Below are 14231 nucleotides of genomic sequence, written 5' to 3' on the forward strand. Positions count from 1 at the left end.
ACGGCCTCGTCCTCAAACGCCGGACGGGGTTTGGCCCGCCGACACCTCCAGGACGCCCTTCTCCGTCACCAAGGCCGTCACCAGTGTCCCCGGCGTCACGTCGAACGCAGGGTTGTGGCCGCGCGAGGCCGCCGGGGCAGTGCGGATGCCCGCCCACTCCAACACCTCGTCCTCGCCCCGGAGTTCGATGTGAATGTCGTCGCCCGTGGGAGTCGCGAGGTCGACCGTCGTCGTGGGGGCCGCGACCATGAAGGGGATGCCCGCATGGGCACAGGCGAGGGCGATGCCGACGGTGCCCACCTTGTTCGCGGTGTCGCCGTTGGCCGCGATGCGGTCCGCGCCGACGACGGCCGCGTCCACCTCGCCGCGCAGGATGGTGCCCGCCGCCGCGCCGTCCGCCTGGACGTAGTGCGGGATGCCCTCCTGGGCCAGCTCCCAGGCCGTCAGGCGGGCGCCCTGGAGGAGCGGGCGGGTCTCGTCGGCGTACACCGTCTCCAGGCGGCCGCGGCGGTGCAGTTCGCGGATGACGCCGAGTGCCGTGCCCCAGCCCGCGGTGGCGAGGGCGCCCGTGTTGCAGTGGGTGAGGACGCGCAGGGGGCGGTCGGGGCCGGTGCGGTCGAGGAGCCAGCCGGCGCCGTGCGCGCCCATGGCGTGGTTGGCCGCCAGGTCCTCGCGCACGACGGCGTCCGCCTCCGCGAGGACGGCGGGCAGGCCCTTGTCGACGAACGGGGCCACGCGGTCCACGCACACCATGAGGTTGACCGCCGTGGGGCGGGCGGCGCGTATGCGGGCTATCTCCGTGTCCAGGCGGGCCCGGTCCCAGCCCTCGCGTTCGCCCTGCGCCATCGCGAGCGCCACCCCGTACGCCCCGGCAGCGCCGATCGCAGGGGCGCCGCGGACGACCAACCGCACGATGGCGTCCACGAGTTGGTCGACGGTGCGCGCGTCGAGGCGCTCCAGGGAGTGCGGCAGGGCCGTCTGGTCGATCAGGGACAGCGCCGGTGTGTCCGTCGACGCGAGGGCGGCCGTCCACGTCACGGCGCGCAGTTCGGTGCTGCTGCTCATGTGTTCAACTCCGGGGAAGGGTGGGGCGTTTGGGGGTCGAACCACATCTCGAGACGCCCGCGCGGCTGTCCGAAACCCGGTGTTACCCTCGCCACCAGCCAGGATGGACCATTCCACGGTGCGAGGAGGACAGCCAGCCATGAACATCATGTGTCACTGTCCCGCCGCGTGTTGTCGCCCCACCGTGCCGCAGGTCTGACGCCCCGCCTTTCGCGTCCCGCACCGCCCGCCCTCCTGCACTTCCCCGCCGCTGCCCGGGTCTCTCCTCCCGTGCACCTTCCGAGAAGGCTTTCCGCCATGTCTCCCAGCACCTCCGCGCGTGCCCGCGCCTCCCTGAGAGTCCTCACCGCCACAGCCGTCGCCGTGCTCCTGGCGGGCGGCTGCAAGTCCGCGAGCGAGAGTGACGGAGGTGGCGGCGGGGGCAAGGGCGACGGCAAGGCGTTCACGCTCGTCACGCCCGACCCGGTGGCGCAGAACGAGTTCCTCAAGCTGGCCGTCGACGGAGTGCGGTCGGCGGCGAAGGAGCACGGCGGCCGGACGCCGAAGGTGTTCCAGAGCCGGGACACCAACTCGCGCCTCCAGAACGTCCAGTCGGCCGTGGACGCGGGGCCGGACGTCATCGCGCTCGTCGGCTTCGAGTTCGCCGACATCGTCGCGCAGCAGGCCGAGGCCCACCCCAAACAGCAGTTCCTGCTCGTCGACGCGTGCACCAAGAAGGCGTACGCGAACGTGACGTGTGCCGTCTTCCGGGAACACGAGGCCGTCTATCTCGCGGGCGCCGAGGCCGGGCTGCTGACGAAGAGCGACAAGGTGGGCGCGGTGGACGTGCTCGACACCTCGCAGTTCCGGCGCTACAGCGAGCCGTTCGCGGCCGGCGCGAAGAAGGTGAACCCGAAGGTCAGGGCCGAGACCCTGTATGTGGGCGGGCAGTCGCCGTTCAACGACCCGGCACGTGCCAAGGAGCAGGCGGCGACGCTCGGTTCGTCCCGCACCGACCAGGTGATGGCGGCGGCCGCGGGCGGCAACACCGGGATCTTCCAGGCGGCGAAGGCGGCCGCGTTCCAGGCGTACGGCGTGGACGCCAACCAGTGTCCGGGCAGTGGTGGCGTCGTCGTCGACAACGTCCTGAAGAAGACGGACGTCGCCCTGGAGAAGGGCGTCGCGCAGATCCTCGGCGGCAAGGGCGGCACCACCGTGTCGTACGGCCTGAAGGAGGGCGGGATGTCGCTGACGGGCCTGGAGCCCGGACTCGCCGACTCCCAGTGCCTGATCGCGAAGGCCGGCAACGCGGACGTGCTGAAGCGCGTGCAGGCGCTGCGCGAGGACATCGTCGCGGGGAAGCTGAAGGTCGATGACCCCGCGGCCTGAGGCGGGAGCCGGCTCCCCCGACTCCCCCGGCTCCCCCGGCTCCCCCCTCGCCGCTCCCGCCGTCGAACTGCGCGGCATCACCAAGGAGTTCCCCGGCACGCTCGCCAACGACCGCGTGGACCTCTCCGTGCGCCGGGGCGAGATCCACGCGCTGATGGGCGAGAACGGCGCGGGCAAGTCCACGCTGGTCTCCGTCCTGTACGGGATGGTGCGGCCGGACGCCGGGCGGATCCTGCTCGACGGGCGCGAGGTGTCGTTCGCGCGCCCCGGCGAGGCGATCGCGGCGGGGCTCGGCATGGTGCACCAGAGCTTCAGGCTGTTCCCGTCGTTCACCGTCGCCGAGAACGTGGTGTACGCCGCCGAGCCGCGCCGGCGCGGCCTGCTGGACCGGGCCGAGGCGGTGCGCCGGGTCGCCGCGCTCGCCGAGGAGCACGGGCTCGCCGTCGATGCGGCCGCGCGCGTCGGGGACCTGCCGGTGGGGGTGCGCCAGCGCGTGGAGATCCTCAAGCTCCTCTACCGGGGCGCCCGTACGCTCATCCTCGACGAGCCGACCGCCGTGCTCACCCCGGCCGAGGCCGACGCACTCTTCGGGGTGCTCCGCTCCCTCGCTGCGGACGGCCGCACGGTGCTCCTCGTCACGCACAAGCTGCGCGAGGTGATGGAGGGCAGCGACGCGGTGACGGTCCTGCGGGACGGGCGCGTCGCGGCCCGGATGCGGACCTCGGAGACCAGCGCGGACGAGATCGCGGCGGCCATGACGGGGCGCGCCGTGGAGCTCGACCGGGTGTACCCGGCGGGCACGCCCGGCGGTGCGGCGCTGTCCGTGTCGGGGCTGAGCGCGGACGGGGTGCGCGACGTCTCGCTGTCCGTGCGCGCAGGGGAGATCGTCGGCGTCGCGGGGGTGGCGGGCAACGGTCAGTCCGAACTCGTCGAGGCCGTCGCGGGGTTGCGGCCCGTCGCGGCGGGCCGGGTCGTCGTGGGCGGCGCGGACGTCACCCACGCGACGGCGGCGGCGCGGCGCGCGGCCGGGCTCGCGTACGTCCCGGAGGACCGTGCGGCGGTGGGCACGGCGCCCGCGGCGAGCGTCGCGGAGAACCTGGCGATGGGCCACCACCGGGGCCACGGCCTGCTGCGCCCCTCCTGGCTGCGCGCGCACGCGCGGGCCCTGACCGAGCGCTTCGGCATCAAGGCGGCCTCCCCCGGCCAGCCCGCCGCCTCGCTCTCCGGCGGCAACCTCCAGAAGCTGGTCATCGGCCGCGAACTCGCCCACGACGCACCCCTGTTGATCGTCGAGCAGCCCACGCGGGGCGTCGACATCGGAGCCGTCCAGACCATCCACGAACAGCTGGTCGCCCACCGCGACGCGGGCCACGCGGTCCTCCTCGTCTCCGCCGAACTGAGCGAGATACGCGGCCTCGCGGACCGGGTCCTGGTGATGTACGAGGGCCGGGTGGCCGCGGAGTACGCGCGGGCGGAGGCGGACGAGCGGAGCCTGGGCCTCGCGATGGCGGGCGCGGCACCCGATGTGCCCGGGGCACCCGATGCGGCCACGGCGTCCGCCACGCCCGCCACGCCCGCGAAGGAGGCCCCCTGACATGGCCGTTCAACGACTCGCCGAGGGGCTTGCCCGGGGAGCCGGGGGATCCCCCCTCGCGCGGGCACTGCGCTCCCCCGCCCTGCACTCCCTCGCCGCCGCCCTCGTCGTGGGCACGGTCTTCCTCGTGGGCAACGGGGCCGACCCCCTCGGGGCGTACCGGTCCGTGGTCACGGGTGCGCTCGGGCCCGACGGGATCGGGGCGACCCTGACCACCGCCACCAGCGTGCTCGGCCTCGCCGTCGCGCTCGCCCTGCCGCTGCGCGCGGGGCTGCTCAACCTGGGCGGGGACGGGCAGTTGGTGCTCGGCGGGATCGCGGCGGCCGCCACCGGCCTGTACGTGCCGCTGCCCGCACCGCTCGCCGTGGTGGCCGCGCTGCTCGCGGGGATGCTGGCCGGGGCGGCCTACGCGGCGCTCGCCGCGTTCTGCCAGAACCGCTTCGGCGTGCCGCTCCTCATCAGCAGCCTGCTGCTGGGCTACCCGGCGATGTCGTTCGCCTCCTACCTGGCGCGGTTCCCGCTGAAGGAGCCGGGGTCGAGCCTGCCGCAGACCCGGCGCCTGCCGGACGGCGTGCACCTGCCCGCCTTCGGCTCCTCGACGGTGACGGTCGGGCTGCTGCTCGTGGTCGCGGCGGCCGCGGTGTTCGTGGTCACGGACGCCCGCACCGCCACCGGGTACGAGATCCGGATGACCGGCCTCAACCCGCGCTTCACGGCGTACGCGGGCGTGGACGGGCCCCGGCTCACGCTGCGGCTGATGGCGCTGTCCGGGGCCGTGGCCGGGCTGGTCGGCGCGATCGGGGTGCTCAGCTTCCCGTACCGCTTCATCGACGGCTCGCTGACCGCCCCCGGGCACACCTGGACGGGCCTGACGGCCGCGCTCCTGGCGTCGGCCGCGCCGCTCGGCACGGCGCTCGCCGCCGTGTTCTTCGCCGCGCTCGAGGTCGGCGGGCTGGCGATGGAGCGGGCCACCGACGTGCCGCGCGAGCTCACGCAGGTGCTGCAGGCCGTCGTCATCGTCTTCCTCGCCGCGCGGCTCCGCCTCACCTGGCGGCGGGCCGCGCCCAAGCCGGTGGCGGAGCCGACAGCTCCGGCTCCGCAGGAAGGGAGCGTCTGATGCCGCTCGACTCCGCGCTGTTCCACTCGGCGCTCCTCGCGCTCACCCCGATCCTGCTCGCCGCGCTCGGCGGTGCCGTCTGCGAACGGGCGGGCGTCTTCAACATCGGCCTCGAAGGCATGATGCTCATCGGCTGCTTCGGCGCCGTCACGGGCAGCTGGTTCACCGGGAGCGCCTGGCTCGGCGTCCTCCTCGCGGCCCTCGCCTCGGCGGCGTACTCGCTGGTCCTCGCGGTCGGCTCGATCACCCTGCGCGGGGACGCCGTCGTCCTCGGCGTCGCCCTGAACCTGCTCGCCGTCGGCCTCACGGGGTTCCTGCTGCGCACGGTCTTCGGGGTCCAGGGCACCTTCTCCGACCCGGAGCTGGCGGGCCTCGACCCGGTCGGCCTCCACCTTGGCCCCGTCCTCTCCGGACACTCCGCCCTCGTGTACGTGTCGTGGGCGGCCGTCGCCGTCGCCGCCGTGTTCCTGGCCCGGCACCCGTGGGGGCTGCGGCTCCGCGGGGTCGGCGAGGCGCCGGACGCGGCGGCGACGCTGGGGGTGAGCCCGGCGAAGTACCGGTACGCTGCGGTGCTCGCGTCCGGGGCCCTGTGCGGGCTCGCGGGCGCTCAACTCGCCCTCGGCAACGTCACGTTGTTCTCGGAGAACATGACGGCGGGACGCGGCTGGATCGCCGTGGTCGCCGTGATGCTGGGGCGCGCCGCGCCGCTCGGGGTGCTGCTCGCCGGGCTGCTCTTCGGGGTCGCGGAGGCCGTGGGCTTCCGGCTCCAGGGCAAGGGCCTGCCGCAGCAGGCCGCCGACGCCGCTCCGTACGTGGTGACCCTCGTCGCCCTCTTCCTGTCCACGGCGCGCCGGCGCCGCCGCAAGCACCCCCTGGGAGTCGCCTCATGACCGCCACCGATGTGTTCCCCGTCACCCGCGTCCCGCGCACCGGTCTGCCCCCGCACGCCGTCGTCGTGGGCGACCCGGCGCGCGCCGAGACGGTCGCGGACCTCCTGGACGACGCGAAGGAGGTCTCGTACCACCGCGAGTACCGCGTGTTCACGGGCGGCTGGCAGGGAGTTCCGGTCGTCGTCGCCTCGCACGGCGTGGGTGCGCCGGGCGCGGTGCTGCTCTTCCAGGAGCTCGCCGACGCGGGGGTGCGGACCTTCGTCCGGCTCGGCACGGCGGGTGCGATCAGGTCCGGGATCCGCGACGGGGACCTCGTCATCGCGGACGCGGCGGTGCGCGACGACGGCGTGACGCAGCAGCTGATCCCGGCCGAGTACCCGGCGGTCGCGACGCCCGAGGCGGTGCTCGCGCTGCAGCGGGCGGCGCGCTCGGCGGCGGCCCCGTACCACCGGGGCGTGGTGTGGACGCGCGCCGCGTTCCAGCCGGGCTTCCTGCCGCTGCCCGGCGAGGCGTACGAGCGGGCCGGGGTCGCCGCCATCGAGATGGAACTGTCGGCCCTGTTCGTGCTCGCCTCGACGCGCCGGCTGACGGCGGGCGGCGCGCTCGTCGTGGACGGGGCGAACGCGGACGACCTCGTGGACGAGGCGGCCACCGGCGGCTACGACCCGCACCGCGACGTGGTGGCCGACGGGGTCGCCCGCGCGGCCCGGATAACCTTGGACGCGTTGCGACTGCTCGCCGCCGAGCCTCGCTGACCATCTTCCGCGACACGGCCTGTAGGGAACGGAATTCATGCACCACCCCCTTGACCTCCTGGTCCACGGCGGCGACGTCCTGACGACGGACGCCTCCGGGACCGTCGTCACCGACGGAGCGGTCGCCGTGCGCGCGGGCGAGATCGTCGAGGTCGGCCCGGCACGGCGGCTGCGCGAGCGGTACGCGCCCGCCGAGGAGATCGACGCGCGCGGCTGTCTGGTCCTGCCGGGCCTCGTCAACACCCACACCCACCTCGCGATGACGCTGCTGCGCGGCCTCGCCGACGACGTCACGCTGCAGGGCTTCCTGGAGCGGGTGGTGCCGCGCGAGGCCGAGCTGCTCACGCCGGGGACGGTCGCCGTCGGCATGCGGGCGGCGATCGCGGAGTCCGTGCGCGCGGGCGTCACCACGGCGCTCGACATGTACTGGTTCCACGAGGCGGCCGAGGAGGTGGCCCGCGAGGCCGGGTGGCGGCTGCTGACCGGGCCGACGTTCATGGACGTGCCGGGCCCGCCGGACGGCCGCCCCTACGCCGAGCGGATCGGCTGGGCGGGCGCCCACCTCGCGGCCCGCACGCCCGCGCCCGGCACCCGCCCCGTCCTGTTCGCGCACTCCGCGTACACCCTGGCGCCCGAGCAGCTCGCGGAGATCACCGCCCTGGCCCGCGCGCACGACGCGCTGCTCCACCTGCACGCCGCCGAGAACTCCACGGAGGTGGCGACGGTCACCGAGCGGCACGGCATGCGGCCCGTGGAGCTGCTCGGCTCGCTCGGCGTGCTCGGACCGGACACGCTCCTCGCCCACGCCGTCGACCTCACCGACGAGGAGATCGCCCTGCTCGCCGCCACCGGCACGGCGGTCGCCCACTGCCCGGGGTCCAACCTCAAGCTGGGCTGCGGCATCGCCCGCGTGCCCGAGCTGCTCGCGGCGGGCGTCACCGTGGGCCTCGGCACGGACGGGGCCGTGAGCTCCAACACACTCGACGTACTCGGCGCCGTGCGGCTCGCCGCGCTGGTGCACAAGGCGGGCGGCGACCCCACGGCGGTCGGCGCCGAGCAGGCGGTGCGCATGGCCACCATCGAGTCGGCGCGCGCCCTCGGCCTGGAAGCGTCGCTCGGCTCCCTGGAGGCGGGCAAGCGGGCCGACCTGATCGTGCTCGATCTGGACCGGCCGCACCTGGCGCCCCGCCACGACCCGTACGCGACGCTCGCGTACTCCGCCGCGGCCGCCGACGTGCGGGACACCGTCGTGGACGGCCGGGTCCTGATGCGCGACCGGGTGCTCACCACCGTCGACGAACGCCAGGCCGTGCGCGCGCTCCAGGAGACCGCTGCCGCCCACCAGGAGGTGCGGGCATGACCGTCGAGGCCACCCGCGGCTTCACCGGGCGCGCCCGCGCCGCCGACCGCGACCCGCGGCTGCCGCCAGGACAGTACGACGCCCGCGACGGCTGGCCCGTCCTGTCCGCCGAGGTGACGCCCCAACTGGCCGCCGCCGACTGGACGTTCCGCGTCGACGGCCTGGTGGCCGAGGAGCGCACCTGGGGCTGGGACGAGGCGCACGCGCTGCCCGCCTCCGAGTACCGGGGCGACATCCACTGCGTGACGAGCTGGTCCAAGTTCGGGGTGCGCTTCGGCGGGGTGAGCCTGGACGCCTTCCTGGACGCCGCCGGGCCGCTGCCCTCGGCCACGCACGTCGTCGCGTACTCCCACACCGGCTACACGACGAACCTGCCGCTGGCCGATGTGACGGGCGGCCGGGCGTGGCTCGCCTGGGAGTACGACGGGGCGCCGCTGCCCCCCGAACACGGCGGCCCCGCCCGGCTGATCGTCCCCCACCTCTACTTCTGGAAGAGCGCCAAGTGGATCGCGGGCCTGCGCCTGCTCGACCACGACGAGCCGGGGTTCTGGGAACAGAACGGCTACCACCACCGGGGCGACCCGTGGCGGGAGCAGCGCTACGCGGGCGACGGAGAGGGAGACGGAATCGGAGACGGAGACCGAGAAGGCCCGGGAGGCCCCGATGCCTGAGCCCTTCGTCCCGCCGACCGCCTTCGCGGTCCCCGGCCGGATCGCCGTGAGCAACCGCGCCGCCGCCCGCTGGCAGCCCGCCCTGATCACCGGGATCCGGCGCGAGACCCCGGCGGCCTCGACCTTCCGGCTCAAGGTCCCCGACTGGCCGGGCCACCTCCCCGGGCAGCATCTGATGCTGCGGCTCACCGCCGAGGACGGCTACGTCGCCCAGCGCCACTACTCGCTCGCCTCGGCGCCGGACGGGAGCGGCGAGATCGAGCTGACCCTGGACCACGTCCCGGGCGGGGAGGTCTCCGGGCATCTGCACGGCGTCGCCCGGGTCGGTGACACCGTCGAGGTGCGCGGCCCGCTCTCCGGGTTCTTCGCGTGGCCGGGCGACCGGCCCGCGCTGCTGCTCGGCGCGGGCTCCGGCGTGGTCCCGCTGATGTCGATGATCCGCCACCACCGCAGGGCCGGGCTCACCCTGCCGCTGCGCCTGATCGTCTCGGCCCGCACCCGCGAGGACCTGATCTACGCCGAGGAGTACGGGGACGAGACCACCGTCGTCCTCACCCGCTCCGAAGGGCGCCTGCGCGCAGGGCACTTGGCGCCCTGGCTCGGCGCGGGACAGCCCGAGGGCGGCGGCTGGGAGGCGTACGTCTGCGGCTCGAACGGCTTCGCCGAGCACGCCTCGCGGCTCCTGGTGGACGGCGGCCAGCCGGTGGACCGGATCAGGATCGAGCGCTTCGGCTGAAGCCGGGGACCGCGGCGGAGTCCGGCCCCCATAATGAGCCGACACATCGGATGTCTGAATCTGCTGAGGCGAGGTCCCATGGCTGTCACCGACGAGGCCATCGAAAAGATCAAGGGCATGATCGTCTCCGGGGCGCTGCGACCGGGCGACCGGCTGCCCAAGGAGAGCGAACTCGCCGCCGAGCTCGGCCTGTCCCGCAATTCGCTGCGCGAGGCCGTGCGCGCCCTCTCCCTGATCCGCATCCTGGACGTGCGCCAGGGCGACGGCACCTATGTGACGAGCCTGGACCCGCAGCTGCTCCTGGAGGCGCTGAGCTTCGTCGTCGACTTCCACCGCGACGACACGGTCCTGGAGTTCCTCGCGGTGCGCCGCATCCTGGAGCCCGCCGCCACCGCGATGGCCAGCTTCCGCATCACCGACGCCGAACTGGACGCCCTGTCCGCCCAGTTGGACGCCCTCGGCCCGGCCCCCTCGGTGGAGGAGCTGGTCGCCGGGGACCTGGAGTTCCACCGGGGCATCGTGGCGGCGACCGGCAACTCCGTGCTGTGTTCGCTGCTCGACGGCCTCTCCGGGCCCACCACGCGCGCGCGTGTCTGGCGCGGACTGACCCAGGAGGACGCCGTCAGCCGCACCCTGCACGAACACCGGGCCATCCTCACCGCGCTGCGCGACCGGGACGCGGAGGCGGCCCGCTCCTGGGCGACGGTGCACATCGCGAGCGTGGAACAGTGGCTGCGCTCCACGCTGTGAGGCACGTCGCCCCCGCCCGTGAAGCACGTTCGTTCCCCCCTGTGAGCCAGGCGTGACAGGCAGTTGACCTGGGCAGTGATCCGTTCACTCGGCCCTGCAAGGGGGCTGCGGAGAGCCCCGGCTGACGCCGTAAGGTTGGGGCGTACGCAAGGCAACGTCGGAAGGAGCCCTGGGTGATCGAGCTCGAGGGGGTACCCGAGCTGATCGACCCGGTCATGGTGGCCGCGTTCGAGGGCTGGAACGACGCCGGTGACGCCGCCTCCACCGCGGTCGCGCATCTCGACAAGGAGTGGAAGGGCGAGGTGTTCGCGGCGCTCGACGCCGAGGACTACTACGACTTCCAGGTCAACCGCCCCACGGTCTGGCTGGACGGCGGGGTGCGAAAGATCACGTGGCCGACGACCCGGCTCTCGGTGGTCCGCGTCGGCGGCGACAAGCCGCGCGACCTGGTCCTTGTCCGGGGCATCGAGCCGTCCATGCGCTGGCGGTCGTTCTGCAACGAGCTGCTCGGCTTCGCGCACGAGCTGGGCGTCGAACTCGTCGTGATCATGGGCGCGCTGCTCGGTGACACCCCGCACACCCGGCCGGTCCCGGTCAGCGGCGTCACCTCGGACCCGGACCTGGCCCGCACCATGGACCTGGAGGAGACCAAGTACGAGGGACCGACGGGCATCGTCGGCATCCTCCAGGAGGCGTGCACGCACGCGGGCGTCCCTGCGGTCTCGCTCTGGGCGGCCGTGCCGCACTACGTCTCGCAGCCACCCAACCCGAAGGCCACGCTGGCCCTCCTGAACCGCCTGGAGGACCTGATCGACCTGCGCATCCCGCTGGGCGAGCTGCCCGAGGACGCGCGCGCCTGGCAGCTCGGCGTGGACCAGCTGGCCGCGGAGGACAGCGAGGTCGCGGAGTACGTGCAGTCGCTGGAGGAGGCGCGGGACACGGCCGAGCTCCCGGAGGCGTCGGGCGAGGCCATCGCCCGCGAGTTCGAGCGGTATCTGCGGCGGCGCGACGGGGGTGGCCCGGCCCAGGCCGGGGGTCATGCGACGGACGGCGACGGGGCGGCGTATCTGCGCGACACCCCGAGCGACCGCACCCGTCCCCCGAAGCCGAAGCCGCGCCCGGACCGCGAGCCCGACCGTGAGCCGGACCCCGAGCCCGACCGCGAGTCCGACCGTGAGCCCGGCCGCGAGGACGGCGACGATTCCGGCCCAACCGGGACAAGTGATTCCTCGGAGGACTGAGGAGAGAACAGACGAGAGGGGCGGCACCCGGTTCCGGGTGCCGCCCCTCTCGCTTGCGCGTTTGGCCTGATTGGGGCGTGACATCAACTTCGCGCCGAAATGCACGTGGATCGGCAGGGTTCCCCGTTCAACTTCTCTTCAAACCCAAGTGGGTTGAGGGGGGCTGGACGAACCATCGCGGCCGTAGCAGGGTGTGCCGAGTAGGCCCGGCCCACGGATCGAAGCACTGCGATCGACGCTCGAAGCACTGCCGAAGCATGCATTCGAAGGGAGCGGTGGAGCGATGACCGAGCAAGTACCGCCGGCGCACGGCCCCGGAGGCAGCGGCCCCGGGCCCGACGGAGCGGGATTCACCTACCGAGGAGCCGAGCAGGAGCTCATCGTCGTCGCCCGGCCCGAGGCCCGCCTGCGGGCCGGCACCGAGGGCGTCCGCTCGGCGGCGGGCTCCGACCTCTCGGCCCTGAACATGTTCCTCTCCGACGAACAGCTCGCCCTGGAGCCGCTGTTCGGCAACGAGGAGCGGGTGCAGGGCGCCGCCCCGCCCGCGGACGGCGGCGAGCCCGTGCCCGACCTCGCGCAGTTCTACCGGGTGCGCGGCGGCGCGGGCCGCGCCGAGGAGCTGCGCGCCCGGCTCGCCGCGCTGCCGGGCATCGACTCGGCGTACGTGAAGCCGGGCGCCGTACCGGCCTCGCTCGGCCCCATCGGGCAGCCCCCGCCGCCGGAGAGCTTCGGGGAGCGCGAGGAGACCCGGCGGCGCAAGGAAGGCATGCCCGTCACCCCCGACTTCACCAGCCGCCAGGGCTACTTGAGGCCCGCGCCCGAAGGCGTCGACGCCGTCTGGGCCTGGCAGCGGCTCGGCGGCTCCGGCGAGAACATCACCGTGATCGACGTCGAGGGCGCCTGGCAGCTGAGCCACGAGGACCTCACCGGCAAGCTCGCCGGGATCGTCGCGGGCACCCCGATCCAGGACGTGGCCTGGCGCAACCACGGCACGTCGGTGCTCGGCGTGATCGGCGGCGACCGCAACGAGTTCGGGATCACCGGCATCGTCCCTGAGGCCGTCACCGCGGCGGCGTCCTTCCAGGGCATCGGCACGGCCGCGGCCATCTACGCGGCGGCCGAGCGGCTCAGCCACGGCGACATCATCCTCATCGAACTGCACCGCCCCGGACCGCGGTTCGACTTCGAGCCGCGCGACGACCAGAAGGGCTACATCGCCCTGGAGTGGTGGCCGGACGACTTCGCCGCGATCCGCTGCGCCACCGCGAAGGGCATCATCGTGGTGGGCGCCGCGGGCAACGGCGCGGAGTCCCTGGACGACGCGGTCTACGAGCGCCGCCCGCACGAGTTCCCCTCCTGGTGGCGCAACCCCTTCAACCCGACCAACCCGTCCACGGGCGCCGTCCTGGTGGGCGCGGGCGCCCCGCCGCCCGGCAGCCACGGACGCGACCACGGGCCGGACCGCTCGCGCCTGGCGTTCTCCAACTACGGGGCCCGCGTGGACGCGCAGGGCTGGGGCCGGGAGACCACCACGACCGGTGGCTTCTGGAACCAGCCGGGCGATCTGCAGGGCGGCGCCGAGGAGATCGCCTGGTACACGGACACGTTCTCCGGCACCTCCTCGGCCTCCCCGATCGTGGTCGGCGCCCTCGCGGCGCTCCAGGGCATGCTGAAGGCCGCGGGCCAGGAGCTGATGACCTCGCAGCGGGCCCGGGCCGTGCTGCGGTCCACCGGCTCACCGCAGCAGGACGCTCCGGGCCGGCCCGCGTCGCAGCGCATAGGCAACCGCCCCGACATCAAGGGTGCGGTGACGAACCTGCTGCCGTCGGCAGTGGGTTCGGGGCGGGCGGAGCGGTACTGGGACGAGCTGCTCCCGTATCCGCCCGAACTCCCGCCCAGGCTCCGGCTGTTCGTCGCCGGAGAGTGGCGCAACCTGAGCAACCCGTCCCCCGACATCCGCCAGGCGGTGCACTCCGCCTTCGCGGGGGGACAGCCCGACGTACGAGTCTGGTTCTCGGACGACGAGGTCGTGGGCCTGGTCGTCACGGGCTGAAACACCACAACCATTGAGGGAAGGTGGCACCCGCATGAGCACCACCCCGCAAATGAGTCCGCTTCAGCAGCAAGGCCAGCAGTACGGCCAGCAGCAGCCGTTCGGGCAGCAGCAGCCCTTCAGCCCGCAGCAGTTCGGGCAGCAGCAGCCGTTCGGCCAGCAGCAGTTCTCTCCGCAGCAGTTCGGGCAGCAGGGCCCGAGCACCGCGCCGCCGCAGTCGCAGCAGCAGTTCGGGCAGCAGGGCGGCCAGGGCCTCATGGGCCAGCAGCAGATCCCGCAGCACCTGCAGCAGCAGCTCCAGCAGCTCGGCCAGCAGCAGCCGTTCCAGCAGCTGCTGCAGCAGATGGGCCGCGAGCAGGTCCCCGCCGCCCAGGCCCCCGAGATCTCCACCCAGGCGGTCCAGGCGGGCGTCGCGACGGCGTTCTGGGACCTCGTGCAGCCCCTGCCGGGCCAGGCCCCGATCCTGTACCTGCTCATCGACAACTCGTGGCGCGCGTACGTGAACCCGTACCCCAGCACCCACGACGAGGTCCAGGAAGCGTTCGCGTTCGGGCAGAAGGTGATCGGCTACTTCGACTCCAACAACCCGAGCATCCTGCTGGCCATCGTGGTCACCAAGTGAGCGTGACCC

The 14231-nt window shown here is 73.8% G+C and carries 12 protein-coding genes and 1 pseudogene; 12 read left to right on the plus strand and 1 reads right to left on the minus strand.

The annotated features are described in order from the left end of the window. Nucleotides 1-12: 12 nt before the first annotated feature. Nucleotides 13-1065, minus strand: coding sequence for an S-methyl-5-thioribose-1-phosphate isomerase (gene mtnA, locus ACQB60_RS17545; RefSeq protein ID WP_496926910.1), 1053 nt, complete (start codon nucleotides 1063-1065; stop codon nucleotides 13-15). A gap of 297 nt (nucleotides 1066-1362) precedes the next feature. Here mtnA and ACQB60_RS17550 point away from each other — a divergent pair, with 297 nt between their 5' ends. From ACQB60_RS17550 to ACQB60_RS17605, 12 genes and pseudogenes are all read left to right on the plus strand, one after another. Further along, a complete protein-coding gene (locus tag ACQB60_RS17550; protein WP_496926911.1) occupies nucleotides 1363-2433 on the plus strand; it encodes a BMP family ABC transporter substrate-binding protein in 1071 nt (356 codons plus the stop codon). Then, a complete protein-coding gene (locus ACQB60_RS17555) occupies nucleotides 2417-4027 on the plus strand; it encodes an ABC transporter ATP-binding protein (RefSeq protein ID WP_496926912.1) in 1611 nt (536 codons plus the stop codon). The genes ACQB60_RS17550 and ACQB60_RS17555 overlap by 17 nt, the downstream gene beginning before the upstream one ends. A 1-nt stretch (nucleotide 4028) precedes the next feature. Next, nucleotides 4029-5144: an ABC transporter permease gene (locus ACQB60_RS17560; protein ID WP_496926913.1), complete on the plus strand. Its 1116-nt coding sequence runs from the start codon at nucleotides 4029-4031 to the stop codon at nucleotides 5142-5144. Next, the gene (locus ACQB60_RS17565) at nucleotides 5144-6034 is read left to right on the plus strand and encodes an ABC transporter permease (protein WP_496926914.1); all 891 of its coding nucleotides are present in this window, start codon (nucleotides 5144-5146) and stop codon (nucleotides 6032-6034) included. Before ACQB60_RS17560 ends, ACQB60_RS17565 begins: the two co-directional genes overlap by 1 nt. Further along, nucleotides 6031-6789, plus strand: coding sequence for a nucleoside phosphorylase (locus ACQB60_RS17570; RefSeq protein ID WP_496926915.1), 759 nt, complete (start codon nucleotides 6031-6033; stop codon nucleotides 6787-6789). Before ACQB60_RS17565 ends, ACQB60_RS17570 begins: the two co-directional genes overlap by 4 nt. A gap of 37 nt (nucleotides 6790-6826) precedes the next feature. Next, the gene (locus tag ACQB60_RS17575) at nucleotides 6827-8149 is read left to right on the plus strand and encodes an amidohydrolase (protein WP_496926916.1); all 1323 of its coding nucleotides are present in this window, start codon (nucleotides 6827-6829) and stop codon (nucleotides 8147-8149) included. Then, nucleotides 8146-8760 (plus strand): annotated as a pseudogene (locus ACQB60_RS17580) (sulfite oxidase-like oxidoreductase); the annotation flags it as partial. The gene ACQB60_RS17575 and the pseudogene ACQB60_RS17580, both read left to right, overlap by 4 nt. Nucleotides 8761-8812: 52 nt before the next feature. Continuing rightward, nucleotides 8813-9556 carry a ferredoxin reductase gene (locus tag ACQB60_RS17585; protein WP_496926917.1) on the plus strand — a complete coding sequence of 248 codons (744 nt, stop codon included), beginning with the start codon at nucleotides 8813-8815 and terminating at the stop codon, nucleotides 9554-9556. A 78-nt stretch (nucleotides 9557-9634) separates the two neighbouring features. Further along, nucleotides 9635-10306 carry a FadR/GntR family transcriptional regulator gene (locus ACQB60_RS17590; RefSeq protein ID WP_496926918.1) on the plus strand — a complete coding sequence of 224 codons (672 nt, stop codon included), beginning with the start codon at nucleotides 9635-9637 and terminating at the stop codon, nucleotides 10304-10306. A 173-nt stretch (nucleotides 10307-10479) separates the two neighbouring features. After that, nucleotides 10480-11547 (plus strand): PAC2 family protein, encoded by a 1068-nt coding sequence (locus ACQB60_RS17595; protein ID WP_496926919.1) that lies wholly within the window; start codon nucleotides 10480-10482, stop codon nucleotides 11545-11547. Between the two features lie 283 nt (nucleotides 11548-11830). Then, on the plus strand, nucleotides 11831-13600 hold the full coding sequence (locus ACQB60_RS17600) for a S8 family peptidase (RefSeq protein WP_496926920.1): 1770 nt from the start codon (nucleotides 11831-11833) through the stop codon (nucleotides 13598-13600). 34 nt (nucleotides 13601-13634) lie between these two features. Further along, nucleotides 13635-14222: a hypothetical protein gene (locus tag ACQB60_RS17605; protein ID WP_496926921.1), complete on the plus strand. Its 588-nt coding sequence runs from the start codon at nucleotides 13635-13637 to the stop codon at nucleotides 14220-14222. Nucleotides 14223-14231 lie beyond the last annotated feature (9 nt).

Origin of the sequence: Streptomyces odontotermitis (genome assembly GCF_050510915.1) — a bacterium.
In the GTDB taxonomy this organism is placed as follows: domain Bacteria; phylum Actinomycetota; class Actinomycetes; order Streptomycetales; family Streptomycetaceae; genus Streptomyces.

Bases quoted from the DNA above. Each gene is read 5' to 3' on its own strand.
- mtnA (WP_496926910.1), bottom strand. From the start codon at position 1,065: ATGAGCAGCAGCACCGAACTGCGCGCCGTGACGTGGACGGCCGCCCTC.
- ACQB60_RS17550 (WP_496926911.1), top strand. From the start codon at position 1,363: ATGTCTCCCAGCACCTCCGCGCGTGCCCGCGCCTCCCTGAGAGTCCTC.
- ACQB60_RS17555 (WP_496926912.1), top strand. From the start codon at position 2,417: ATGACCCCGCGGCCTGAGGCGGGAGCCGGCTCCCCCGACTCCCCCGGC.
- ACQB60_RS17560 (WP_496926913.1), top strand. From the start codon at position 4,029: ATGGCCGTTCAACGACTCGCCGAGGGGCTTGCCCGGGGAGCCGGGGGA.
- ACQB60_RS17565 (WP_496926914.1), top strand. From the start codon at position 5,144: ATGCCGCTCGACTCCGCGCTGTTCCACTCGGCGCTCCTCGCGCTCACC.
- ACQB60_RS17570 (WP_496926915.1), top strand. From the start codon at position 6,031: ATGACCGCCACCGATGTGTTCCCCGTCACCCGCGTCCCGCGCACCGGT.
- ACQB60_RS17575 (WP_496926916.1), top strand. From the start codon at position 6,827: ATGCACCACCCCCTTGACCTCCTGGTCCACGGCGGCGACGTCCTGACG.
- ACQB60_RS17585 (WP_496926917.1), top strand. From the start codon at position 8,813: ATGCCTGAGCCCTTCGTCCCGCCGACCGCCTTCGCGGTCCCCGGCCGG.
- ACQB60_RS17590 (WP_496926918.1), top strand. From the start codon at position 9,635: ATGGCTGTCACCGACGAGGCCATCGAAAAGATCAAGGGCATGATCGTC.
- ACQB60_RS17600 (WP_496926920.1), top strand. From the start codon at position 11,831: ATGACCGAGCAAGTACCGCCGGCGCACGGCCCCGGAGGCAGCGGCCCC.
- ACQB60_RS17605 (WP_496926921.1), top strand. From the start codon at position 13,635: ATGAGCACCACCCCGCAAATGAGTCCGCTTCAGCAGCAAGGCCAGCAG.